This window comes from Spirosoma liriopis (assembly GCF_023196085.1).
GTDB classification, from domain to species: domain Bacteria; phylum Bacteroidota; class Bacteroidia; order Cytophagales; family Spirosomataceae; genus Spirosoma; species Spirosoma oryzicola.
Map to the genome: position 1 here is coordinate 102,897 of NZ_JALPRF010000006.1, position 23,336 is coordinate 126,232.

Below are 23,336 nucleotides of genomic sequence, written 5' to 3' on the forward strand. Positions count from 1 at the left end.
ATTAATTTATAAGATAACTACTTATCTATCAGATTATTAATTTTCAAACAGCGAGTTTTATAGGAACTGATCAGGCCCGTGAAGCTCTGTGTGTCATAGCAACTGACGATCATTTATCACTCAAAGTACCCCGTTCATTAAAAGGCTACTTATGATCAGCGTGGCTCTACATAAGTCGAGTCGGGACTAAAGTAGATGGGTGGAGCCTTCGGCTGTTTTTCCGTTTTCCAATCTGAATTAGGAGCCGTTAAACCTGAATTTACCAGATCGATTAACTCTTCGAGAAACTGGCCTTCCTGATGATGAAACGTCTTACTCGCTTCACCACTACTATCGTTCTGCCCCTGTGCTTCAACCAAACGCCAGCGCTCGATTAGTTTACTGGCGACTGTCTGTAATAGCTGCTGCTGATTCATGATCGAACTATTTGTTTACGTCAAACCGATTTGAAGTAGGTAACTACATTAATGGTGCATTTTGTTATCCAAACAACAAACAGTACGCTGTAACTAACTGATCCTCAAACGAGCAGTAAGTTATATTTTATTCAATGAGAAGCGACGGGAACAGTTAAAAGGGCTGGTCTTTAATAAAGGCTATTTTCCTACTCGCAACAGGCGCTTCGTTAAAAACTTGCGCACGGGTTCGTCGTATAGTTTTAAGCACAAGTAAGCCAATAGAATAGAGCCAACAACAAGGGCTATAGCGCCGGGAAGCGATTGCTCGAATGTGAGGTTTTCGTTTTTAACCCAGGCGTAGTATAAATAGATAAACGGGTAATGGACCATGTACAGCGGATAAGAGATATCCCCTAAAAACTTACACAGTCGGGTTGATAGCTGGTCTGTAGTTGTTCCTGAAGCACCCAGATAAACCAGGGTAGGAAAGATTATAATAACACAGATCGCATCATATAAACCGTTCATCCACAACTGTTCGCTGCCACCGATTCGAGGAATGGCTGATAGAACAATAATCGATAAACCACCGATCCAGAATGCTCCTTTTACGTGGACAGGTTTAAACACACGAGATAACAACAACCCCGCCGAGAAAGAACACAACAGACGCAAAGAACCACCGAGTAGGTTGTCCCCCGTTAATGAGAACCCAACGCATATATCGCCGTAAGGTCCCCAAATAGAAAATGCAGCTAACCCGATACCGGCCAGTACAACCAGTACAGCAAGCGCTTTGGTGGAAAGTTTACGGATAAAGAAGGCATAGAGGATATTGCCGATGTACTCAAAAAACAAAGACCAGCTCGGACCATTCAGCGGGAACATTTCGCCAACACCCCGAATTTCAAAGCCGGGAGTTGCCGGGATCAGGCAAGCATTTATAAGGGTTGCTACCAACAGCGCCGGCACCGATACTTTTGACACGTCCCAGGCAGCGCAGCCCTGGAAGTAAAACATAACGGCTCCGATAATGGCCCCCATCACGACCATCGGATGCAAGCGAATAAACCGACGTTTCATGAAGTCGTTTACCGTCATGGTTTCCCAGCGGTCATCGTAGGCGTAGCCGACTACAAAGCCCGACAGGATAAAAAAGAAATCAACAGCTAGATAGCCATGATTGATTCTTTGGTCTAAATGACTGGTTGCAAAGGCTTCAAATAAGTGAAAACAAACAACGGTTATTGCCGCTACGCCACGTAATCCATCAAGGATGTTGTAATGTGGTTTTGTATCCGCGAATGAAGCCGATGAAGTTTTACTTTTTGACGTTGAACGTAAATCCACCATAATTTACTAGAAGAGCCTACCCAAAAATGACCAAGCACAACGGCCACAAAACATCATTGTGTATTGGTTACAATTGACCTTCTGTTTTAGTGCGGTAAAACAGAAGGCCAAAAATACGGCGCAGCGTGTTCTATTCCTGTCGGTCTTTACTTCATTATTCAACAAGGTCTACTCTAGTTTGCTTTGCACGGCTCAAAACAGTCCTTATTTCTAGCTACGAGATCGTTTGTCGGATTAGAATTAAAAATAGCGGCAGAACAGCTTATCAGTGTTCGATTGTCATTGTCCGCACTTTTCCGTTTTCAAAGCGATATACGTGATTGAGCTGCTCATCACTCATCACATGGCCGTCCAGATCTTTAATTACTTGATGAACCAAGATCGCGATTTCTCCATCGGGTCTTGTTTCAAAGGAAAGCGGCTCTACCGAAGGATTGATTTGCTGCCATTGCCGGAGCCAGTAAGCGCGGACTTCATCATGGCCCGCTACATAGCCCCCCTCCCACCCGTTTGGCCAAGCGACATCGGTATGCAGATGAGCGAGAACCGCATCAATGTGACGGGCATTGAAATCCTGATAAAGCTGACGAAGAAGGGATTGATAATTCATGGATTGACGAACCGTTTAGTGTTGGTATTCGAAGAGCCAAAGCTAAATCCTGTCCACCCCGGTCGAGCGTCGGCAGAAATTGAGATTTTACCAGATTTTCTTGAGATAGCCACGGCCAAACACGCACCTGATAATTGTGCGCACTAAACGAAAGCGATAACTAGTACGAAAGGTAATCTGAATACTACAAGATTTTCGCTTGCCGACTATCGGCTCAGCGTCCATCAACTCTCAGCTTGGGCCGCAGCGTGTGCTTAGCCCGAACAGCAACAATTTGCTCAAAGCGGGGAATAAGCACTTCAGTAGGTCTAAGTACCGCTTCAGTAGTATCATCCTCGGTAATCGGCCTGGTCTCTGCGCAAATTTGTCCCATCAACGCCGGTTTCGAATAGCCGGTATTCGTTCAACCAGTCATTCAGTTAAACAACAAGCTCATGCAAACCGTAAAACAATCGGCAACGACCTCAACCGCTTCGCGCACCATTATCAACCCGATCCTCAAAGACGAAGTAATCTTTCTGGAAACAAGCCGCGAAAGCAATGGCTACCACACGTTAGTTGAAGTAACGCTTTCAGCGGGTGGGGGTAATCCGTTGCATTACCACGAAGATTTCTCGGAAGAATTTACATGTCTGGAAGGTGAGTTAAGCATTCAGGTTGGCGACCAGATTATCCGCCTTAAACCGGGCGAATCGGCAACGGCACCTGCCTACAGCAAACATCGCTTCTTTAATCAAAGCGCTCAGTCGTGCCGCTTCCAGTGTCGGATTGCACCCGGCTGCCCCGGTTTTGAACAGACCCTTCAAATTACGTATGGCCTGGCCAGAGATGGGCAGTCAACCGCGCAGGGTATGCCCAAGAGCCTATACGCCCTAGGCTATACGGTTATGATTAGTGGAACCTACCTGGTCGGTTGGATGGCCGTGCTGCAACCTGTCTTGAACTGGTTGGGTCGCCGGGCGGTCAAGAAAGGAATTGCCGCCGAACTACAACGTCGTTACCTGACCGTCTAGCAGTTTGTACAAGCAGGTTTGACGTTCAGTTTTTCCCGTTGACCTGCTTGTTTTTCGCTTGATTCGCTTCCGCCATCGTTTATCTTTGGATTAGCTTGATTCCTCGTCTATGAAACAGTGGGCTACGTTTGACCGCTATAATTTTCTCATCTATTTACTGACTTACCCCGCTGTTATTATTTCCAATTACATCATTTTTGGGCCGCTTTACTTTCAGGATAAATCGCTGTTCATTGACAGTACGATTATTATCAATATCTGGGGAGCAGTCATCTTTGTCGTGCTCACGTTATGGATGAATTACATGCGTTATTGCTACGGAGCACCCGATCAGTTCGGCCAGCGACTTCTGTACTCCATGCTCATGTACGTCGCTTTCATGATGTCCGCGATTCTAATCCTTTATTGGCTCTACGATCAGTTGGGGTATCCGTACAAACCCGAAACCATTCCCTGGGTACTGATGATTGGCTTTGTTACGAACGTTATATCGGCGGGCTCGCACGAATCCATTTACACCTACAATCAATTACGCCAAAGCACCGAGCGGGAGTACAAACTCAAGCAGTTGCACATGCAGCAACAGATGGATGTGCTCAAACAGCAGGTTAACCCACATTTTCTGTTTAACAGCCTGAATTCATTAATCACGTTGATTGGGGAAGACCCAAAGCAGGCCGAAACGTTTACCGAAGAGTTGAGTTCTGTGTACCGGTATGTGTTGCGGGCCAGTGAACAAAACTTAACCGATCTCGCGACGGAACTATCCTTTATTCATTCGTACGTTCACCTGCTCCAGACTCGATACGGCAGTGGTTTTCAACTGTCGATTGAGGTAGACAAGCGGTTCCAATCGTACCAAATTCCTCCACTCACCCTACAATTGCTCGTCGAAAATGCCGTCAAACATAACATCGTTATGAAGAGTAAGCCGCTGACGGTTCAGATTCAAACCGACAGCTTGGCCAATCTACACGTTCGCAATAATATTCAGCGAAAAAGACAAGGTGTTATGTCAACGGGCGTCGGTTTAGCAAACATTCTGTCGAAATACGAAATGCTGGGTCAGCCGATGCCTTCGGTGCGGGAAGAAACCAATCAGTTTGTCGTAGCTCTGCCCTTAATTCCGGTTTAGCGTATTGTGTTGCATCTGGTTTCAGGTCAGTAGCGGGCTATACCGTTTCAGTCGCGTTTTTGGGGTGTTGATACAATGTCGCGCTGGGTGCATTGTACGGTCTGGCTAGTTTCGTGAATCGACTCACCCAATTCTTAGCCCAGACAATTTTATGAATGTCCTTATCATTGAAGATGAAGAATTAGCGTCCCTCCGACTGACTAAACTGCTGGCCGAATTAGCGCCCGATATACAAATCGTCAATGTAACGTCCAGTATAGAAACATCGGTAGAATACCTTCAAACCAAACCGTCCCTTGATCTGATCTTCATGGACATTGAACTGGCGGATGGGCAAAGCTTCGAAATTTTCGAACAAACGCCGATTTCGACACCTGTCATCTTTACAACCTCCTACGACGAATATGCGATTAAAGCGTTTAAGGTCAACAGCATCGATTACTTGCTAAAACCCATCAAACAGCCCGAACTGGCCGCCAGTTTACACAAATACCAGCTTCTCAACCGCCAGCCTGAAATACCAACCATTCAGGTCGTTGCTATTGATTCTCTTGTCGAACAGTTGCGCCGACAGAATGAGCCTGCCGAGTACCGGCGTCGTTTTCTGGTGCGGCACCTGTCGCAGTGGCTTCCCATCGAAGTAGGCGAGATTGCGTTTTTTCACTCGGAAGACCGGGTCACTTTGTTTCGCACCTTCAGAGGCCAAAAATATTCACTGGATTACACACTGGACGAGTTGGATTCAATGCTTGACTCTACCCTGTTTTTTCGGGCTAACCGACAGTTTATTGTTCACGTAAACGCGGTACAGCAAATTCACGCTTATTTCAATCACAAGCTCAAACTTACGCTCAACCCTTGCCCCGCTGCGGAGGTTCTGGTAAGCCGGGAACGAGCCACCGACTTTAAAAAATGGATGGGCAAATAAGTCACTGTAAACAGCGCTTATTTGCCCATCAAAACGTCAATCTTAATTGCTTCAAAAAGCTGAATTTTTAAGGTAGTGAGTAAGACACAATGTAATTTTTACCCGCTTCCAACGCCATTTCAAAGGTTTGTTTTCCTTTACTGATTAGCTGACCTTCTTTGCAGGCAGGCTTTTTAGCACTTTTGAAACGGAGCAGTCCTTTCCCTCCTACCGTGTTTACTTTGATCTGTCGCGTGTTGACCGATACCGCAATATCGCCCTGGGGTGTTGGCACTTTACCTTCTATCCATTGCAGACCGCCCAAATTTGGCTCGATCACGTAATTAGCGTATCCGGGCTGCACCGGTTTTACACCCAGATAATACTTACCCAGCAAATAAAGCGGACTGGCTCCCCAGGCATGGCACAGGCTTTTCCCGAACGGACGACCGTACATGGCGTAACGGGCCGCCCCTTTTTCTTTCGGATCATACGCTTCCCAAAACGTAGTAGCACCCTCCTGAAGCATTCCCCCCCAATAGTCTTTTATTTCTTTCGTTACGTAGGCTTGCTGACCAATTTCGGCCAGTGCTGCCAGCTCATAGAACCGCATGTACGGTGTCGTGATTTTCTGCACCTTGTCGTTCATCAATACGTTTTTGGTAACAGCATTTACCTTGGTGGAATCGAGATAGCCAAACATTGTGGCAAACATGTTGGCATAACGGGTAACCTGCCGGTTTACCTGCCCATCTTTCCGGCTGTGGATAAACGCCTGCTGATTGGGGTCCCAGAACGTTTCCAGAATTTTATTTTTCAGATCGACCGCCAGTTGATTGTACGTAGTTGCTTTTTCATTGTCGTTCATGAGCGAAGCACAAAGCGCCATCGTCTCGAGACTACGAGCAAATAAAAGTTGCTCGGCACTTAACTCACCTTCCTTCGTCATGGGTGCCCAGTCCAGAAAGACCCAATCACCGGGTAGCCCTTCCAGCATACTATTATTGTTTCTTCGCTTCAGCACAAAGTCCATCAGCGTAACCATGCGCGGATAGATGGTTTTAAGGAACGCTTCATCGCCGGTATACAGGTAGTAGTCGTAGATCCCCGTAAACCAGTACAGCGAGTAATCCAGAATGGTGTTGATGTGGGATTCTACCGGTTCGGCTCCACGCAGCGCCCAGGTAGTTCGCTTCACGGATTCATTGTCGAAAAACGAGTAGTAATTCATCAGGTAAGACTGTACAGCATCACCCGACCAGACCCAATGGTCACGTTTGATACCGTCGAGAAAGAACTCCCGCGTGTTCAGTTCGAGGGTACGAATCGATACATCCCATATCTTGTTTAGTTGCTCGTCGGAGCTTTTAAAGGTTCCGCGCTGAGCAAGCGGCAGGTACTCGTATAACATGGACACATCGGCAAACTGAATGCCCGGCTCATGAACGATGTTGACAAAGCGAAACGCCCGTGCATTGCTGGCCGTAAAATCAGTTGAGTTACCGTTTATCGTGTAATGATCGAGGATTTCGCAGGAATCAACCGACAACGCTTCTTCCTGCGACTCGCCGAAATAGAGCGATAATTTACCGGTACCCGTCAATCCTTTCAGCTGAACAAAGCCAATCGTTTCCTGACCAAAATCGACTAAAACCGATTGCGCATTACGCTTTATGGACGTGGCCTTCACTTCTTTCGTCGGTAAGCTATAGCGGGAAGGAAGCTTCTCGGGACCGTCGAAGTTCCAGCTACCCGCGTACCCATTGGTTGCCTTACCGGGCATGTTGTCCGCCGAATTGTTATGAACAACTTCTACTGTCCAGGTGGGATCGGAATAAATCGTTTTTCCCTGCACGTAGATCGATGGTGGGCTGACCTGATTATACACCTGAAAGTTGATGCTATGCTTTCCGGCAGGCAGTGTAATCCGACGAATATCGCTTTGCACATATTTCCCGTCAATCGTTACGTTGTACTGCCCTTCGACAGCTACCGTAATTTCTTCAGGCTGCGGTAAATTCAATTGTTTCGAAAAATTCACCACAATCTGATGGCTGTACAGTCGCCAGAAGGGCGGTATAAATGCATTCCGTTCGGTGCGTTTCGTCTGCATTTTATTGCTCAGCCAGATTTCAAAATCGCCCGGATACCAAATCCAGGTCGCTCTGGACTGAGCGGCCAAGTGAGTTGAACAAACAATAAACAGAAGACAGCAAAGAAACAAACGGTTACGCATGGGCGATTTAGGCTTTTGTTTACACAATTGAGCGGTGGTAGATTCTACCTAGTCACACTACAAAGTGACGAACTAAACTATCTTACCGTTCAAGCCGTATAAAGTAGAGTCGTTGCGGTGCAGCACCGCTAACAACCATTTGACCAACAAGTAGCGTATCCGATGATTTTAGTAATATTTACCGGGTTGCGAAATGCAGATTTCCTGACTGGCCAGTTGCTGTAAAAACTCGGTGGGGCTAAGGCCCATAAATTGCTGAAAGTCCCGAATCAAATGGCTCTGATCGTGGTAGCCATGAACGAATACCAGATTAGCCCAGTCGGGCGAGGCCGGGTACTGTGTAATCAGTTCGGTTACCATTTTTTTGAAACGCAGAAACCGAGCCAGTTCTTTGGCCGAAACCCCCAAGTTGGTCTGAAAGCGAAGCTGTACGGAACGGGTCGAAAGCTGACGCGTTTCGGCAATGACTTTCACTGGATCGATGGCTACGTTGTCGAACAATACGACTCCCTCCAGGATCGAAAGGGAGTCCTCATCGGCGGGGGCCATATGCAGCAACAGGTAAGCATTCAGCAAATCGAGCCGGTCAGCCAGCGATGGCATTGCTTTTAACTGCGCCCACAACTCCGCAAAAGTTTCATCGTTCAGTCGCATTCCGATGTCGGCATCCGCTTCACTTCGCAGTGAATGAATGGGTTGACCAACCAGCCGATAAAAGCCATTAAGCGTAAAGACGACAACCATCATGTCTGCGTCGGGCGGGACGGTATACCGCAGAAGCTTGTTGAGTGGTCCCAAAACGGCAGACCGCTCAACAACCCAGGTATAATCAGCTACCGACGCAGTTATTGCCGGGCCAAAATTAACGATCAGCATCATTTCATAGTTGGGCACCAACTGCTTCTGGATCGTCGGTGCTTGCGCTGATTGGCGAATGCAATAGATGTGTCGCACTACGTCCGTCAGCCGCTCGTCGGGTAGGAGAACCTGTTCTATGCTTGCATCGTCCGTGTTCATACCAGCTTTAACGAATCGTCGGGTTATTGGGTTTCGGTTGCCCCTGTTTCGTTTTCGTACAATCCTCTGGGTGTTACCTCCACTACTTTTGGTCTGTCAATCCACAAAAAATACGGTTATGGCTGTACATACTTTAGTGGGCGCTAATGGCACCATCGCCACCGCTCTTATTCCCATTCTGCAAGCAAACGGTGAAACGATCCGGCTGGTATCCCGCAACCCTAAGTCCGTAGCTGGAACCGAAACCGTGGCGGCTAACGTGCTCGACCGGAACGCATTAACACAAGCCGTAGCGGGTTCAAATGTGGTTTACCTACTCATCGGTATCGACTACAACGCGGATGTCTGGCAACGCGACTGGCCGATCACTATGCAAAATACCATTGCCGCCTGTCAGGCAACGAACGCTACCCTCATCTTCTTCGACGACGTATACATGTATGGTCGGGTAAACGGGCCTATCACGGAAGAAACGCCGTACCGACCTGTCAGCCGGAAAGGGAAGGTACGGGCGGAGGTGGCCCGCATCCTAGAACAGGCAATGAGCGAGAGGCACATCCGGGCAGCTATTGCGCGGGCGGTAGACTTCTACGGACCAACGGTGACGGATAAAAGTGCGCCGGGTGTGTACGTGTTCAGCAATCTTAAAAAAGGCAGCCGGGCGCAATGGCCCATTAACGCCGATGTGCCTCGCTCGTTTAATTATGTCCCTGACGCGGCCAAAGCGCTTTATCTACTGGCGACGCACGAGAAAGCGTTAGGCCAGATCTGGCATTTGCCTACACCCCGAACGGCGCTAACGGGCCGGGAGTTTGTTCGAATAGCGGCTCGCGCGATGAACCGTCCGAATAAATTACTGGTGCTACCCAAGTGGTTGTTAAAGCTTATCGGCTGGTTTAATCCTTTCCTGAAAGAAGCGTACGAGATGAATTACCAAGATGAGTTTCCGTTCGAGTTCGACTCCTCAAAATTTGAGCGGGCGTTCAACTATACGCCGACGTCTTACGAAGCGGGTATTCAGGCCACCGCGTCGTGGTTCAAAAACCAATGAGGGCTGCGTATTCTTTTCGTGAATTGCCGCTACAGAGTACTCTTTTAAAACGGTATACTTTCCAAACACAAAATCGGCACCGAAGCGTTTCGGTGCCGATGGACTACTGATCATCTACGCCATCAATCGCGTTTGGATCATCATTTTGCTAAATAACTAGGTAATGTTAGAACGCTAATGTATAGCGTAGCGAAATGGACCGACCGGGTAGGTTATACCCTCTTTTTTCGTAATAGTTCTCATCCGTCAGGTTTGCGATCTGTACACCAATGGTATGCTGTTTTGCTACTGTCATGGAGGCACTGACATCAATAACCAGATAAGCCGGGTAAACAATTTCAGGGTTGGCTGCGTCGGTAAAGTCGGTGTCTTTCCGATGACCAACATACCGTCCCAGCAACCGTGCCCGCAGTCCTTTGTAGGAGTTGTAATCCAGCCCAGCATTCCAGTTCTGTTTGGCTACGTTCATGATGTCCCGCTGCGTTACGGATCGATCCGTTCCAACGATGGTTTCGGTATACCGGAACATACTGGTGGCGTTGGCGAATAACTGTAATGAATACCGGTAGTTGCTCAGCGCACCAAAATCGTACGCTAGTTCATATTCGAGACCGCTGATTTCCGAATCGGCGGCATTCACGTACGTTGCACGCGCGACGATCACGTCGCCGTTGGTTTGCGCTTCATTGACCTGCGTTACGACCCGCGCAATCCGGTCTTTTACGTTTGTATGGAAATAGGTAACCCCGGCACTGAAACCGGTCTTCGGACGACTGAATGTCAAACCAGCGTCGTAGCTAACGCTATTTTCATTGGTCAAATTCGAATTTCCAGTCGTAATGGTAATCTTACCCGCCGAGGTACGTGTTTCAGAATACCCGGCCACATTGAACGCATCGGGCGTAACAAAGGCCCGTCCTACTGTACCTTTTGCCTGTAAGCCAGGTAACAGACGCACAACGGCACCTAGGCTTGGGCTAACGAATGGAGTTGTTGCCTTACCGGGTTTAAACGTCGTCAGCAGGGGCGTTTCCTTTACGTCAAACGTGATGTTGTCGTATCGGATGCCTGGTTGCAGAATAAGTCGATCGTGGTAGACATGCAGCAGCCCCTGCGCGTAAAGAGCCGACGAGCGAATGGCATAATTAGGCTGTGATGGGGCCCGCTCCGTCGTGGCATCGTTCCAACTGCGCGATTGTGTACTGGCATCAAGGTAATCGTAGCCCACCGTCAGCGTGTGTGGCCCTAACTGCCAGTTGTCTTTTAGCTGTATGCCAACCCAACGATTCTCTGTGCTCGACGATTGATACGGCGTCACTGGTTTACCCGAAACGTTGGTCGTTTTGAAAAAGCTGTTTTCGCCGGAAGCAAACACCCGTAAAACGGGTTTGTGCGCGCCCACCTGACCACTGACCGCAACTTCGCCCGCCTGCCGGTCGGCATCTTTCAGGCTGGATTGGGTAGTTCCGTAGGTAATGTCACCGGGCGATTCAACATCCTTGGCAATAAATTTCTCGCCCCGCGCATCAACACGCCAGTTGGTGCTGAGCTGGTAACCCACTCGTAATGCGCCCGAGTAATACGTTAGTTTGGTGTTTGGACGAACCTGCCCGTCATCTTTACGATCATCGATAGTTTCGGCGGGTTTGTTGCTGTAATTTTTTACAGCCTGATCGCCATCCAGCTTGTCCCGGAAAAAATTGCCACTGCCCAGCTTGTAATCCTGCGCCCGTTTGAAATAATTAAGCGACGCATCGAAGTCGAGTCGTTTCGTCAGGTTACCGCCGACATTTCCACCCGCCTGGTACGTCTGGAACGAACCGTATTCTGCAAAGGCGTTGCCATGAACCGGTCCTTTCGAACGCCGGGTAATTACGTTGATGACCCCGCCCATCGCCTGTGAACCGTAGAGTGCCGAAGCCGGTCCCTTCAAAACCTCCACCCGTTCAGCGTTATTCAGCCCAATGGTTGACAGGTTCGTAGCACCCGCTGGACGGCCATCAATAAGCAAAAGGGTGCGTTGATTGAGTCCCGAAAACTGCGGTCTGAACCCACGAATACCAACGCCCGACGATAAACTAGGGTATTGAATAACATTGACAGACGCCAGTTTTTTGAGCAGATCGGTAACGTCCGTAGCGGGTGTCTGGTCGATGTCATGTCGGCTTAGCACCGTGATCTGCTGGGGAACCAAATCGCGTCGAACTTCCGAACGGGTAGCTGTAACGACGACTTCCGTAAGGTCCCGGTTGCGTACGGTGTCGGGGGGTGTTGATTGACTCCAGGCCGGACCAGCCAGCAGACATACGATACCACTTACTGAGCTACGGTTGATGACTTGGGCACTGATGCGTAAACGGGTACTTAAACGTAAAAATAGACTCACTTGACTATACATTAGGGGTAGTTTAACGAGATGAAGCGGACTAAGGCTGGACAGATTCCCAGAGAGTAAATAAGCCAATGGCAATGGAAAAGATACCCACGGCATAATTGACAAGCCGAATGGTTTGCCGCCACGTATCGACCACCCTTGTCAGCGAAAAGGCCAACAGATACCCGTAAATGGTCATGGCGACAATGATACCAGCGCTTTGTAACACGATAATCCAGACGGCGGTAGAAGCGTCACGGGCGGCCAGGGTCAGCGCAACGGTACAGGCACCTCCCGTACCGGCCAATCCATGAACCATGCCGACCCAGAACGAGCGGCTGAACGACGTGTTGGGAGACGCCTGAACGTGCTCGTGCGCTTGCTGATGATTCCGTCGGATGGCGACAATGCCCAGCCAGATCATCAACGGTCCAACGGCCAGTTCGACTTGTTCGGCAATATTCAGCGACAGCGCCGATTTGAACAACAGAATCAGGCAGGAAAAAAGAATCAGCGTGAACGAATGGCCCAGCGCCCAATGCGACGACCGCCAGATAACACGCCAAATATGGTATTTAGCTTGTTTGTTTTTTTCGGAGGCCAGTACCGATACGGCGGCCATGTGGTCGGGTTCAAAGGAGTGCTGAACACCGAGGAGAAGTGAATCCAGCAAAAGAGGATTGATCATGCGTCTGCGCTACTAAATGAACCATTGATTGGCCTGCGGAGAACGCACACAAAAAGCCGATGTACACCCGGAGGGGTGCCGCATAATGCTCTCTGTTGCTTTTCGTCCCGAAAGCATTCCAGCTATTTGTTCAAGGCAGGTCTTCTGGCTCGTTCCGTTCTGACGCCTTCCCATTCGCAGTCGAACAGTGGCTAATTAAGTCAGAACCTTTTTGTGAACTATACAGCAGCGGGGACTGCTCCGATTTACACCATCGAAACGGTGCGACGGATTCCCTTTTAAGCGCTTCCCAGTAGAAAGCACACCCGTAAACAGCCACAAAAGTATAAAATATACCGTACCTTTGATGAGAATACGTTAACTACTTCATTTCCCCAACAGGAAAAGGGTTCTGCTCACGGGCAGATCAAGAGGGAATCGGTCAGGCCACCCCGGTGGTGTCAATCCGAACTGTCGCGCAACTGTACGTAACGTTACAAGTTGCTGCCCAACAATGTCCACTGGCTTTCCGGGCTGGGAAGGACGGCAGCAATGTTACAAGTCAGGAAACCTGCCCTTATTCTTGCTGACAATGCTTTCGCGGTCTGAAGCACGGTCAAGCTTGGCGTACATTGTCGGCCCTTTTTTGGGTACCGGAATGATGGGTTTATTGTACCCATAGCCTGGCTGGCTGTCCCCCTCCCGTTCGCATGGCGAAATGCAGCCTGACGTTTTTTTAAACGGGTTGTCAATGGAACGCATGCCTGATCTAGACGAATTTTCGCATTTTTTGCTGGCAGCGCCATCCAGCGGTTCCGGCAAAACAACGCTGACGCTGGGATTGCTACGGGCACTTTCGGATCGGGGCCTGCGGGTACAGCCGTTCAAGTGCGGGCCTGACTACATCGACCCCTATCATCACCGAACGGCAGCCGGTACGGCAAGTATCAACCTGGATCTGTTCATGGCGTCGCCGGAGCACGTGACCGAGTCGTATCAACGCTATGCCAGCGGTGCCAACGTGGCCGTGACCGAAGGCGTGATGGGCTTGTTCGACGGCTCGAATCGAATGCAGGGCAGTAGCGCAGCACTTGCCGAATTGCTGACTATTCCCGTCGTGCTGGTCGTCAACGCCAAAGCAATGGCTTACTCGGTGGCTCCATTGCTGTACGGGTTCAAAAACTTTTACAAAGGCATCAACCTGGTCGGGGCGATCTTCAACTTTGTCGGATCAGAATCGCATTACCGCTTTCTGGCGGAGGCTTGTACGGACGTAGGCGTCGAAGCGCTGGGTTATCTACCGGCAAATCCCGAATTTACCATTCCGTCCCGACATCTTGGTCTGCATATCTCTACCGAAACGGATTACGAACGCATCATTCAGACTGTTGCCGACGCTATTCCAAAGACAATCGATGTAGACCGCTTACTAGCGATTACCCGCGCCCAACGGTCAGAACGCACCACAATGTCTACGGCAGAACCTGTATCGGACCGGCGCATCAGCGTAGCCCGCGACGAGGCATTTACGTTTGCTTACGAGCAGAACCTAGACGTACTCGCTCGCTTCGGTCGCGTTACATTTTTCAGCCCATTGCACGATACATCACTGCCCGAAACGGATTTTTTGTACCTCCCCGGCGGCTATCCGGAACTGTACGCGCAAACGCTGGGCGACAACGACACCATGCGGGAAAGCATTCGGGCCTACTGCCAATCGGGCGGATTAACATACGCCGAATGTGGTGGGCTTATGTACCTCGGTCATCATATTGAAGATAAACAGGGCGCAGTTTTTCCAATGGTGGGAGCCTTACCGCTAACCACGTCTATGCGTACAGCGAAACTGACGCTTGGTTACCGCCGAGTGGACTGGAATGGATTGGCGCTGAACGGACACGAATTTCATTACTCAACGTTACAGGAATCAGTTTCTTCTGATTCACTCGCAACGATCACGAATGCGAAAGGGATTCCGGTCGAAACCAAATTGTACCGGGTCAGCAACACCTTCGCTTCGTACGTGCATCTATACTGGGGCAACAACCCGGCATTTATTCATCAACTTTTATCGGCATCTCTAGTCGATAAAAACAGAGCAACGACCGCCCTAGCGGACTAACCCTTATGGCTGACATCAAACGCCAGCGAGTAACCCGATCCGACGGTAAAGCCATAAACTTGGTTCAGCGCCGGGGGCACTTATCGTATTGCTACAACGCCTGTTGCTGCGGTCGCACCGACCGGGGGTACGCAGCCATTCCGGTCGAATTGTACAAAAGCGAGTGGATGCGTCGGAAGATTCGCAACGTCGTTCACATGACCAAAGGCGGGTGCCTCGGCCCCTGCACGCTGGCCAACGTGGTCACGCTGCTGTTCGATGGGCATTCAGTGTGGTTTCACTCCATCAATAGCGACTGGCAGATCATCGCCATTTTCGATTACATCGACAGCATGATTGCCGCCGACGGGTTTCTGGCCCCACCGGCTGAACTATCGGAATACGTTTTTCAATTTTACACCTGGAAAGGCTCCGAAATAGCGACCCAACTCGGTCAGACGGCAACGCCAACTGGCGGCATCGTATTTCTGACTCATGCCGACACCGACCTGCTGACGATGAACCGGGTCTTGCAGGAATTACCGGACGATTTTCCGAAAACGTCGGGGATCAGTCTGCTGGCGATCAAGAGCGAAGCGCAGATGGCTCAACTCCTCGACCGGGAGATCGGTGCCGCTCAGATCATTGTCCTGCGTATCCACGGTCGGCCAAGCAGTGTTCCCGGCTTTAGTGAATTGGTACGTCGGGCCAAAGAAAAAGGGCAGCATTTGATCGTCATTAGCGGTACGGGCGAATTGAACCCTGATTTTGCCGCCGTTTCAACGGTATCACCCGCTATTCTGCACGAAACGCTGGCGTATGTACAAGCCGGAGGCTATCAGAATTTCACCTCCCTGCTTCACTTCTTATCTGATCACCTGCTGATGACGGGATTCGGGGCCGATGCACCCGTCCAGCTACCCGAACATGGCATTTACCACCCGGATCTACCCGAACAGGCCAATCTATCAGACTGGGTACAGCAGCATAATCCGGATCGGCCTACGGTGGGCCTTACGTTTTACCGGTCGCACTGGCTTAGCGGCAACACGGCTTTTGTGGATGCACTCGTTCGGTCGTTGGAAGACAAAGGCCTGAACGCACTGCCGATCTTTACGTCGTCGCTTAAAGCGGTTGATCCGGTCACCAACGGTCCATTCGCGTTCAGCTATTTCCAGGCCGAGCACGGTGGCATTGCCATTGACAATCTGATTAATACCATCTCGTACGCGATGACCGATGTTCGCCCGGCGGACGAGGAAGCGGATTCAGGGCGAGCGCTGGCCCAGCTCAACGTTCCCATTTTTCAGGCTATTACGCCGGGAATGGCCCGTGGTCCTTGGGAGTCGTCAAGCCGGGGGCTCAATCCGCTGGATACGGCCATGAACGTAGCGATTCCTGAGTTTGACGGACGGATCATTACGGTTCCGGTTTCGTTCAAAGAGAAAGAACGGCATGCCAAAGGCTACGTTCCGCTGGATGATCGGGTGGAGCGCGTAACGGGGCTGGCCCTGCGTTTTTCTCGGCTGCGGAATCTGCCGAACGCCCAGAAAAAGATCGCTTTTATTTTCACAAATTCAAATACGAAAGCCTCGCAGATCGGTAATGCCGTTGGGCTGGATGCACCGGCTTCGCTGATGAATATCCTGTACGCGATGCAAGCGGAAGGCTATCAGATCGGCGAACTACCCGCAACGGGAACGGAGCTGATTCACCAGCTCATCGACCGTTGTGCGTACGACGAAACGTATTTGACCCCGGAGCAACTCGCCAGTGCTGCCGGTCGGGTGTCATCTGCGCGTTATCAGGAATGGTACGCTCAGTTGCCCGAAGTGTTGCGCAAAAAAATGGAGAAGCAATGGGGACCGCCCCCCGGCGAAACCTATGTTCACAACGGCCACATTGCGTTGGCGGGTCTGGATTTGGGTAATGCGTTCGTAGCGTTGCAACCGCCCCGTGGCTACGGCATGGACCCCGACGCCATTTATCACCAGCCCGATTTACCACCGACCCACCATTATTACGCTCTGTACCGCTGGCTCCGCGACGATTGGCGGGCCGACGCCATTGTGCACATTGGTAAACACGGTACATTGGAGTGGCTACCAGGGAAAGGCATTGGGCTATCGGTCAATTGTTTTCCCGATGCATTTCTGGGCGATCTGCCGCTTTTCTATCCGTTCATTATCAACGACCCTGGCGAAGGATCACAGGCAAAACGGCGCGCTCATGCCGTCGTGATCGACCACCTGACGCCCCCCATGACCTCCGCCGACAGTTACGGAGAACTGGCTCAATTGACGCAGTTGGTCGATGAATATTATCAGGTCGAAACGATGGACCCGGCCAAGCTGCCGCTCTTGCAACGGCAAATTTGGACGCTCATCAAACAAACGAATCTGGACGCCGATCTGTCGGCCATGCTCAGCCGCGACCACGGTGATCACAAGCACGATTGGGACGATGAAATGACGCCCGAAGGTGTGCCAGTCAGCCTGACCGAAATGGACGGCAAAGATGTTGCGCACTTGATCGAAGACATCGACGGGTATCTCTGCGAGTTGGGAGCGGCTCAGATTCGAAACGGTCTGCACACGCTGGGCGAAATGCCGACGGGTGACGCCTTGGTCGATATGCTGCAATCACTTACCCGGCTACCGAACGCCACGACGCCCAGTCTACCCGCCGAATTAGCGCAGCTTTTCAACTGGAACCTGAACACATTACAAGCGAATAAAGGTGCGCGACTTCAATCCGTTTCGACGGTATTTACGGAACTAGCCGGACGCCCCGTGATCACCCATTCGGATGCGCTGGAAGTCCTTGACGAACTGGCCAACCACTTGTTTCGGGTGACTCAACAGTATCGATTCCACCCTGACCGCATCGATCAAGTGCTGTTCGAGATGTTTAACGAATCACCAGCCCAAGCCAAGTTTGACGGCATTCGACAGGTGTTGCGTTACGTATGCAGTCGGCTAATGCCCAATCTGGCGCGTACCGACGACGAAATCACTAACCTAATGCACGGTTTATCCGGTGGGTATGTTCCGGCAGGGCCAAGTGGCGCACCGACTCGGGGGATGGCGCATATTTTGCCGACAGGTCGTAATTTTTACGCGGTCGATCCACGAGCGTTACCATCGCAGGCAGCCTGGGAAGTGGGTCAGCAACTCGCCCGCGAAGTGCTTGACCGGCACTGGAAAGAAACCGGAACGTATCCCGAAAGCGTGGGTATCAGCATTTGGGGTACGAGCGCCATGCGAACCAGTGGCGACGACGTAGCCGAAGTGCTTGCTTTGCTTGGCGTCCGACCGGTCTGGCAGGTCGAAAGTCGGCGCGTGACAACCGTGGAAGTGATTTCGCTCGACGAGTTAGGCCGCCCCCGAATCGACGTCACGACCCGAATCAGCGGCTTTTTCCGGGATGCTTTCCCACATTTGATTGAGTTGTTGGACGAAGCGGTTCAGCGCGTCATTGCCTTGGACGAACCACTCGACCAGAACTTCGTCCGTAAGCATTACCTGGCTGATTTAGCAGCAATAAGCGACCAGGATATGCCCCTCGAAGAAGCCGAAGAGCGAGCCAGTTACCGAATCTTTGGGGCAGCGCCCGGTAGCTATGGAGCAGGTATTCTGCCGCTCATCAACGAAAAAAATTGGCGCGCCGACGCTGATTTTGCTCAGGCTTACGTCAATTGGGGTGGGTACGCCTATTCGAAAACCGCGCAGGGTGTCGACGCGCGTACCGAGTTCAGACAGCGGTTGTCGGGCGTGGAGGTAGCGCTTCACAATCAGGACAATCGCGAACACGATATTTTTGACAGCGACGATTACCTGCAATTTCACGGCGGCATGATTGCCACGATCCGCAGCCTGACGGGGCAACAGCCGAAACACTATTTTGGTGATTCACAGAACCCCGCCCAGCCGGTTGTGCGCGACTTGAAAGAAGAAGCATTACGCGTTTTCCGGTCGCGGGTCGTCAATCCGAAATGGCTGGAAAGCATCAAGCGACACGGTTACAAGGGTGGTTTGGAGCTGACCGCTACGGTAGACTATTTGTTTGGCTATGATGCCACCGCGCAGGTTGTCGATGACTGGATGTACGAGCAGGTGGGCGAAACCTACGCTCTGGACCCCGCCATGCAACAGTTCTTTGCTGAAAGCAACCCGTGGGCTTTGAACGCCATCGCCGAACGGTTGCTCGAAGCCGCTCAGCGGGGCATGTGGGCGAACCCATCCCCCGATATGTTACAGGCCTTGCAGGAGGTGTACCTGAAAAGCGAAAGCATGCTTGAAATACGCAGCGAATAACCAGCAACCAACATATTTTGACAGCTTCCAATTACTTTTTTATCCGACTCACCCATTCATGATTTACCCGTTTTCGGCCCTCGTCGGTCAGCCCAGGCTCAAACAAGCCCTTCTTTTGTGCGCGGTCAATCCGGGTATTGGCGGGGTACTGGTCCGGGGCGACAAGGGTACTGCTAAAAGCACGGCTGTTCGCGGCTTGTCAGCAGTGATGCCGCCTATCCTGCGTGTAGCCGGTTCTCAGTTCAACTGTTTGCCTAATGAACCGTTGAACGAATGTGAAGCCTGTCAACAGCCCAACTGGCAAACGGAAGAGGTAGCCGTTCCGTTTGTTAACCTGCCGCTCGGGGCAACCGAAGACCGGGTGTTGGGTAGTCTGGATTTGGAAGGTGTGTTGGTAGAACGGAAAAAGAAATTGCAGCCGGGATTATTGGCTTCGGCTCATCAGGGTATCCTGTACATTGACGAAGTTAACCTGCTGGCCGATCACCTGATCGACAGTTTGCTCGACGTTGCGGCTATGGGTGTCAACACGGTTCAGCGGGACGGTTTGTCGGTGAATCATCAGGCCCGGTTTATGCTAATCGGAACGATGAACCCCGAAGAAGGCAACCTTCGCCCTCAATTCCTTGACCGGTTTGGATTAGTAGTCGATGTAACGGCTCCCCGCGATGCTACCGAGCGAACCGAAGTCGTTCGACGCCGTATTGCCTTTGAAGCCGATCCCGTGTTATTTGTCAATCAGTGGGATAATGAACAAAAGGCCATAGCGCGTCAGATTCAGCAGGCTCGCCAGTTGTTACCCGAAGTACGCATGACCGACGGGTTACTGACGTTCATTAGTCAGCTGTGTACGCAGTTGAACGTCGCCAGTCTACGGGCCGATATTGTCTTGTACAAAACAGCTTTGACACTAGCGGCTCTAGCGGGGCGCACCGATGTAACAGCGGACGACATTCGGCAAGCGGCTGAGCTGGCTCTCCCCCACCGGCATCGAAAAAAACCAGCGGAAGAGAATCGACAGTTCGAAAACCAGCTGGATGAACTACAGCCGCCATCGGATGCCCCCCACCAACCACAACCTAAAAAAAACAACGATCAATCGGAAACAGCTCCACAATCGCCCAACGGTAATTCATCACAAAGCGACGAATCATCTCGTGACGAATCACAGCAGGAACAGGTTTTTGGCGTGCTGCCTGTCCTGAGTACGCAATCGCTGGTTACCGAAACAAACGTCAGTCAGCAACCCGCTGTGACTGGACGACGTAATCCAGTTATGAATGCGCCACGCGGTTCGTACGTGCGAGCGGTTCCCGATCAGCAACCAATGGATCTTGCGGTATCAGCTACCTTGCAGAGCGCAATACACCGGGGAGACGATGAGTGGAAAATCACCCGTGACGATCTGCATCAGAGTGTGCGAGTCGGAAAAACAGGTAACCTGATTTTGTTTGTGGTCGATGCGTCCGGGTCGATGGCTGCCAGCCGCCGGATGGAAGCTGTCAAAGGGAGTGTAGTAAGTCTATTGACCGACGCTTACCAGCACCGCGATCGTGTGGGCGTTATTGCTTTTCGGGGAGTAGAGTCGCAGCTACTATTAGCCCCTACCCGCGATATTGAGCAGGCTGAGCAGGCGCTACAGAACCTGCCAACGGGCGGACGAACGCCATTACCACACGCCTTACAAATGACTGCCGAACTGGTGCAATCGCTCCAAAAATCGGACAAGAGACAGCCTTTCGTGGTCATTTTAAGCGATGGTAAAGCTAATGTACCCTTACCCGGCGGTGGTGATGCCTGGCAACAAACGATTCGACTGGCCAACCAGCTTCGTGATCAATCGCTATCGACTCTGGTTATTGACACGGACACTGATTACCTGCGATTGGGTCGGGCGCGGGAGTTGGCTCAGGCTCTAGGCGCGGAGTGCGTAGCACTGGACGATCTGACCGCAGACACGATAACCAAGACGGTATCCTCACGGCTTAACCTTCGAGAAACTAATGCGTAAGCTTCGTCCCATTATGTTTGTCGGTACGGCGTCCGACGTTGGCAAAAGCGTTATCACGGCGGGATTCTGCCGGATTTTCAAACAGGACGGCTATCAACCTGCCCCGTTCAAAGCCCAGAATATGTCGTTGAACAGCTATGCGACCCCCGATGGCCTCGAAATTGGTCGGGCGCAGGCGGTTCAGGCCGAAGCGGCTGGCATTGCCTGTCATACCGATATGAATCCGGTATTATTGAAGCCAACAAACGACAAAAGTTCGCAGGTCATCCTCAATGGCAAGCCCATTGGCAATCAGTCCGCTTACGATTATTTCATGGGAAACAACCGGGCTGAACTCTTTACCGCTGTTAAGCAGGCGTTTGACCGATTGAGCAACCAGTATTCGCCCGTGGTGATGGAGGGAGCGGGTAGTATTTCGGAGTTAAATTTAAAACACCGCGACATTACCAACCTGCGTATGGCACAGCATGCGGGTGCGGCAACGTACCTGATTGGCGACATCGACCGGGGCGGATTATTCGGCAGTGTTTACGGCACCATTGCTCTGCTGACGCCAGAGGAACGTTCAATCATCAAAGGTATTATTGTCAACAAATTTCGGGGAGATGCTCGCTTGTTTGAAGACGGACGCCGGATGCTGGAAGAACTGACCGGTGTTCCAGTCGTGGGCGTATTACCTTACTTTCGGGATATTTTTATCGAGCAGGAAGATTCAGTTTCATTGGAACAGAAATTTCGATCTACGGTAGCCGGAAAAGTAAACGTAGCGGTCGTTTTGTTGAAACGCTTATCCAATTTTACCGACTTCGACCGATTAGAACGCGATCCACGCGTCAACCTGTTTTATTCAAACCAACCCGACGAACTCCGCAAAGCCGATATTGTTATCTTACCGGGTAGTAAAAACACCATTGAGGATTTGTTAACGCTGAAAAATAACGGCGTAGCCTCCGCCATTGTGTCGGCCCACAAAGACGGGAAAACGGTGATTGGGATATGTGGTGGCTATCAGATGATGGGCGAACGTATTGACGACCCTGATCATTTGGAAAGTGCTATTGAGTCTATTCCCGGCTTAGGCCTACTGCCCGTTCGAACCGTTTTGCAACCTACAAAAACGACGCAGCAACGCCAGTTCACCTACCAGCAGCAAACGGCTCGTTGCGTAGGGTATGAAATACACATGGGCGAGACAACGGTGCTTGGTACATCCAATCCGGTAGCGTACCTGGACAATGGATTGGCGGACGGCTACCGGCACAGCCATCGCTGTTGGGGTACGTATCTGCATGGCATTTTGGATAACGACGTTGTTATAAACGATCTACTGACCGACTATTCGACGCAACAATCAGAATCCCCGTTCGATTTTCAGAAATTTAAAGACCAGCAATATGACCGGCTGGCGGATGTAATTCGGGCGAACATCGATATGGACCAGGTGTACGCGACTCTTCACGTATGAATCCGAACACTTTGCAAAAAAAGTTATCTTTGATTATTGTACACTTATAAATGAACTGTTATGTACAAAGCCATCGAAGGAATCTACGAAAACGGTAATCTTACCTTGACCGAATTACCACCTACAATGAAAAAGTCAAAAGTAGTGGTCCTATTCATGGAAGAGCAGGAATGGCAAAAGACGAGTGGTGATCATAAAGGAGTGAAATTGGGTAGTTTAGCCGGCCAGTATAGTATCCCCGATAATTTCAATGACCCGCTCGACGACCTGAGTGATTACATGTAATGGATTATTTAGCCGATACACAGGTTTTTATATGGGCAATTGTCAGCCCGGAAAAGTTAAAGCCGATTGTTCAAAACATTTTACAGACAAACACAATTTGGGTTAGTCAGATAAGCTTATTTGAAATTGCGATCAAGCAGAAAATTAATAAGTTACCTGAACTCTCTTTGCCTGTAGAAGCCTTGATTAGCCAGCTTTATCGCGATGGTTTTCAGCTAATGCCACTCCGTAACACGCACATTGCGGCTTACGAATCCATTCCCTTATTCGCTAATCACCGCGACCCTTTCGATCGACTCCTGATAGCCTCTGCTCTGGAAGAAAATTTAACTATCATATCCGCCGACGAACAGTTTCGGGAATACGTTCCCCAAATTCGGCTACTTGAAGCTTAGTT

18 protein-coding genes and 2 riboswitches are annotated in these 23,336 nt (G+C 50.6%); of the genes, 10 read left to right on the forward strand and 8 right to left on the reverse strand.

Annotation, left to right across the window (positions count from 1 at the left end; genetic code table 11):
• Window positions 1–155: 155 nt before the first annotated feature.
• The 3 genes from M0L20_RS24765 to M0L20_RS24775 form a co-directional block, all read right to left on the reverse strand.
• A complete protein-coding gene (locus tag M0L20_RS24765) occupies window positions 156–416 on the reverse strand; it encodes a hypothetical protein (protein WP_248479780.1) in 261 nt (86 codons plus the stop codon).
• Window positions 417–596: 180 nt separating this feature from the next.
• Complete coding sequence (locus M0L20_RS24770) at window positions 597–1,751, reverse strand: acyltransferase family protein (protein WP_248479781.1); 1,155 nt, start codon at window positions 1,749–1,751, stop codon at window positions 597–599.
• Between the two features lie 265 nt (window positions 1,752–2,016).
• A complete protein-coding gene (locus M0L20_RS24775; RefSeq protein ID WP_248479782.1) occupies window positions 2,017–2,361 on the reverse strand; it encodes a nuclear transport factor 2 family protein in 345 nt (114 codons plus the stop codon).
• 434 nt (window positions 2,362–2,795) lie between these two features.
• Here M0L20_RS24775 and M0L20_RS24780 point away from each other — a divergent pair, with 434 nt between their 5' ends.
• The 3 genes from M0L20_RS24780 to M0L20_RS24790 all read left to right on the forward strand — a co-directional run bounded on the left by M0L20_RS24780 (window position 2,796) and on the right by M0L20_RS24790 (window position 5,437).
• Window positions 2,796–3,374, forward strand: a complete 579-nt coding sequence (locus tag M0L20_RS24780) for a cupin domain-containing protein (protein WP_248479783.1) — start codon at window positions 2,796–2,798, stop codon at window positions 3,372–3,374.
• A 109-nt stretch (window positions 3,375–3,483) separates the two neighbouring features.
• The gene (locus M0L20_RS24785; protein WP_248479784.1) at window positions 3,484–4,509 is read left to right on the forward strand and encodes a sensor histidine kinase; all 1,026 of its coding nucleotides are present in this window, start codon (window positions 3,484–3,486) and stop codon (window positions 4,507–4,509) included.
• 151 nt (window positions 4,510–4,660) lie between these two features.
• On the forward strand, window positions 4,661–5,437 hold the full coding sequence (locus tag M0L20_RS24790) for a LytR/AlgR family response regulator transcription factor (protein ID WP_248479785.1): 777 nt from the start codon (window positions 4,661–4,663) through the stop codon (window positions 5,435–5,437).
• A 67-nt stretch (window positions 5,438–5,504) separates the two neighbouring features.
• Here M0L20_RS24790 and M0L20_RS24795 read toward each other — a convergent pair whose 3' ends face one another.
• Both M0L20_RS24795 and M0L20_RS24800 read right to left on the reverse strand, forming a co-directional pair.
• Window positions 5,505–7,652 (reverse strand): alpha-L-rhamnosidase-related protein, encoded by a 2,148-nt coding sequence (locus tag M0L20_RS24795; protein WP_248479786.1) that lies wholly within the window; start codon window positions 7,650–7,652, stop codon window positions 5,505–5,507.
• Between the two features lie 168 nt (window positions 7,653–7,820).
• Window positions 7,821–8,669: a helix-turn-helix domain-containing protein gene (locus tag M0L20_RS24800; RefSeq protein WP_248479787.1), complete on the reverse strand. Its 849-nt coding sequence runs from the start codon at window positions 8,667–8,669 to the stop codon at window positions 7,821–7,823.
• A gap of 118 nt (window positions 8,670–8,787) precedes the next feature.
• Between M0L20_RS24800 and M0L20_RS24805 the strand changes: the two genes are divergently transcribed.
• The gene (locus tag M0L20_RS24805; RefSeq protein ID WP_248479789.1) at window positions 8,788–9,720 is read left to right on the forward strand and encodes an NAD-dependent epimerase/dehydratase family protein; all 933 of its coding nucleotides are present in this window, start codon (window positions 8,788–8,790) and stop codon (window positions 9,718–9,720) included.
• Window positions 9,721–9,886: 166 nt separating this feature from the next.
• On the opposite strand, the gene M0L20_RS24810 is transcribed toward M0L20_RS24805, so the two are convergent.
• The 3 genes from M0L20_RS24810 to M0L20_RS24820 form a co-directional block, all read right to left on the reverse strand.
• Entirely contained in the window at window positions 9,887–12,106 is a 2,220-nt protein-coding gene (locus tag M0L20_RS24810) for a TonB-dependent receptor plug domain-containing protein (RefSeq protein ID WP_248479791.1), read from the reverse strand.
• Between the two features lie 40 nt (window positions 12,107–12,146).
• Entirely contained in the window at window positions 12,147–12,782 is a 636-nt protein-coding gene (locus M0L20_RS24815; RefSeq protein WP_248479793.1) for a cytochrome c biogenesis protein CcdA, read from the reverse strand.
• A 117-nt stretch (window positions 12,783–12,899) separates the two neighbouring features.
• A riboswitch (cobalamin riboswitch) is annotated at window positions 12,900–13,106 on the reverse strand.
• 45 nt (window positions 13,107–13,151) lie between these two features.
• A riboswitch (cobalamin riboswitch) is annotated at window positions 13,152–13,354 on the forward strand.
• A complete protein-coding gene (locus M0L20_RS24820; protein ID WP_248479794.1) occupies window positions 13,317–13,523 on the reverse strand; it encodes a hypothetical protein in 207 nt (68 codons plus the stop codon). (Overlaps the previous riboswitch by 38 nt.)
• Here M0L20_RS24820 and M0L20_RS24825 point away from each other — a divergent pair.
• From M0L20_RS24825 to M0L20_RS24850, 6 genes are all read left to right on the forward strand, one after another.
• Complete coding sequence (locus M0L20_RS24825) at window positions 13,513–14,883, forward strand: cobyrinic acid a,c-diamide synthase CobB (protein WP_248479795.1); 1,371 nt, start codon at window positions 13,513–13,515, stop codon at window positions 14,881–14,883. The two genes, M0L20_RS24820 and M0L20_RS24825, sit on opposite strands and share 11 nt — an antisense overlap.
• A 5-nt stretch (window positions 14,884–14,888) precedes the next feature.
• Window positions 14,889–19,178, forward strand: a complete 4,290-nt coding sequence (gene cobN, locus M0L20_RS24830) for a cobaltochelatase subunit CobN (protein ID WP_248479796.1) — start codon at window positions 14,889–14,891, stop codon at window positions 19,176–19,178.
• Between the two features lie 58 nt (window positions 19,179–19,236).
• A complete protein-coding gene (locus M0L20_RS24835) occupies window positions 19,237–21,189 on the forward strand; it encodes a putative cobaltochelatase (RefSeq protein ID WP_248479797.1) in 1,953 nt (650 codons plus the stop codon).
• Window positions 21,182–22,654 carry a cobyric acid synthase gene (locus M0L20_RS24840; protein ID WP_248479798.1) on the forward strand — a complete coding sequence of 491 codons (1,473 nt, stop codon included), beginning with the start codon at window positions 21,182–21,184 and terminating at the stop codon, window positions 22,652–22,654. Before M0L20_RS24835 ends, M0L20_RS24840 begins: the two co-directional genes overlap by 8 nt.
• A gap of 126 nt (window positions 22,655–22,780) precedes the next feature.
• Complete coding sequence (locus tag M0L20_RS24845) at window positions 22,781–22,939, forward strand: hypothetical protein (RefSeq protein ID WP_248479799.1); 159 nt, start codon at window positions 22,781–22,783, stop codon at window positions 22,937–22,939.
• On the forward strand, window positions 22,939–23,334 hold the full coding sequence (locus M0L20_RS24850; RefSeq protein ID WP_248479800.1) for a type II toxin-antitoxin system VapC family toxin: 396 nt from the start codon (window positions 22,939–22,941) through the stop codon (window positions 23,332–23,334). Before M0L20_RS24845 ends, M0L20_RS24850 begins: the two co-directional genes overlap by 1 nt.
• The last annotated feature ends 2 nt before the right edge of the window (window positions 23,335–23,336 follow it).

Coding starts and splice junctions, on each gene's coding strand:
- M0L20_RS24765 (WP_248479780.1), bottom strand. CDS start 416: ATGAATCAGCAGCAGCTATTACAGACAGTCGCCAGTAAACTAATCGAG.
- M0L20_RS24770 (WP_248479781.1), bottom strand. CDS start 1,751: ATGGTGGATTTACGTTCAACGTCAAAAAGTAAAACTTCATCGGCTTCA.
- M0L20_RS24775 (WP_248479782.1), bottom strand. CDS start 2,361: ATGAATTATCAATCCCTTCTTCGTCAGCTTTATCAGGATTTCAATGCC.
- M0L20_RS24780 (WP_248479783.1), top strand. CDS start 2,796: ATGCAAACCGTAAAACAATCGGCAACGACCTCAACCGCTTCGCGCACC.
- M0L20_RS24785 (WP_248479784.1), top strand. CDS start 3,484: ATGAAACAGTGGGCTACGTTTGACCGCTATAATTTTCTCATCTATTTA.
- M0L20_RS24790 (WP_248479785.1), top strand. CDS start 4,661: ATGAATGTCCTTATCATTGAAGATGAAGAATTAGCGTCCCTCCGACTG.
- M0L20_RS24795 (WP_248479786.1), bottom strand. CDS start 7,652: ATGCGTAACCGTTTGTTTCTTTGCTGTCTTCTGTTTATTGTTTGTTCA.
- M0L20_RS24800 (WP_248479787.1), bottom strand. CDS start 8,669: ATGAACACGGACGATGCAAGCATAGAACAGGTTCTCCTACCCGACGAG.
- M0L20_RS24805 (WP_248479789.1), top strand. CDS start 8,788: ATGGCTGTACATACTTTAGTGGGCGCTAATGGCACCATCGCCACCGCT.
- M0L20_RS24815 (WP_248479793.1), bottom strand. CDS start 12,782: ATGATCAATCCTCTTTTGCTGGATTCACTTCTCCTCGGTGTTCAGCAC.
- M0L20_RS24825 (WP_248479795.1), top strand. CDS start 13,513: ATGGAACGCATGCCTGATCTAGACGAATTTTCGCATTTTTTGCTGGCA.
- M0L20_RS24820 (WP_248479794.1), bottom strand. CDS start 13,523: ATGCGTTCCATTGACAACCCGTTTAAAAAAACGTCAGGCTGCATTTCG.
- cobN (WP_248479796.1), top strand. CDS start 14,889: ATGGCTGACATCAAACGCCAGCGAGTAACCCGATCCGACGGTAAAGCC.
- M0L20_RS24835 (WP_248479797.1), top strand. CDS start 19,237: ATGATTTACCCGTTTTCGGCCCTCGTCGGTCAGCCCAGGCTCAAACAA.
- M0L20_RS24840 (WP_248479798.1), top strand. CDS start 21,182: ATGCGTAAGCTTCGTCCCATTATGTTTGTCGGTACGGCGTCCGACGTT.
- M0L20_RS24845 (WP_248479799.1), top strand. CDS start 22,781: ATGAAAAAGTCAAAAGTAGTGGTCCTATTCATGGAAGAGCAGGAATGG.
- M0L20_RS24850 (WP_248479800.1), top strand. CDS start 22,939: ATGGATTATTTAGCCGATACACAGGTTTTTATATGGGCAATTGTCAGC.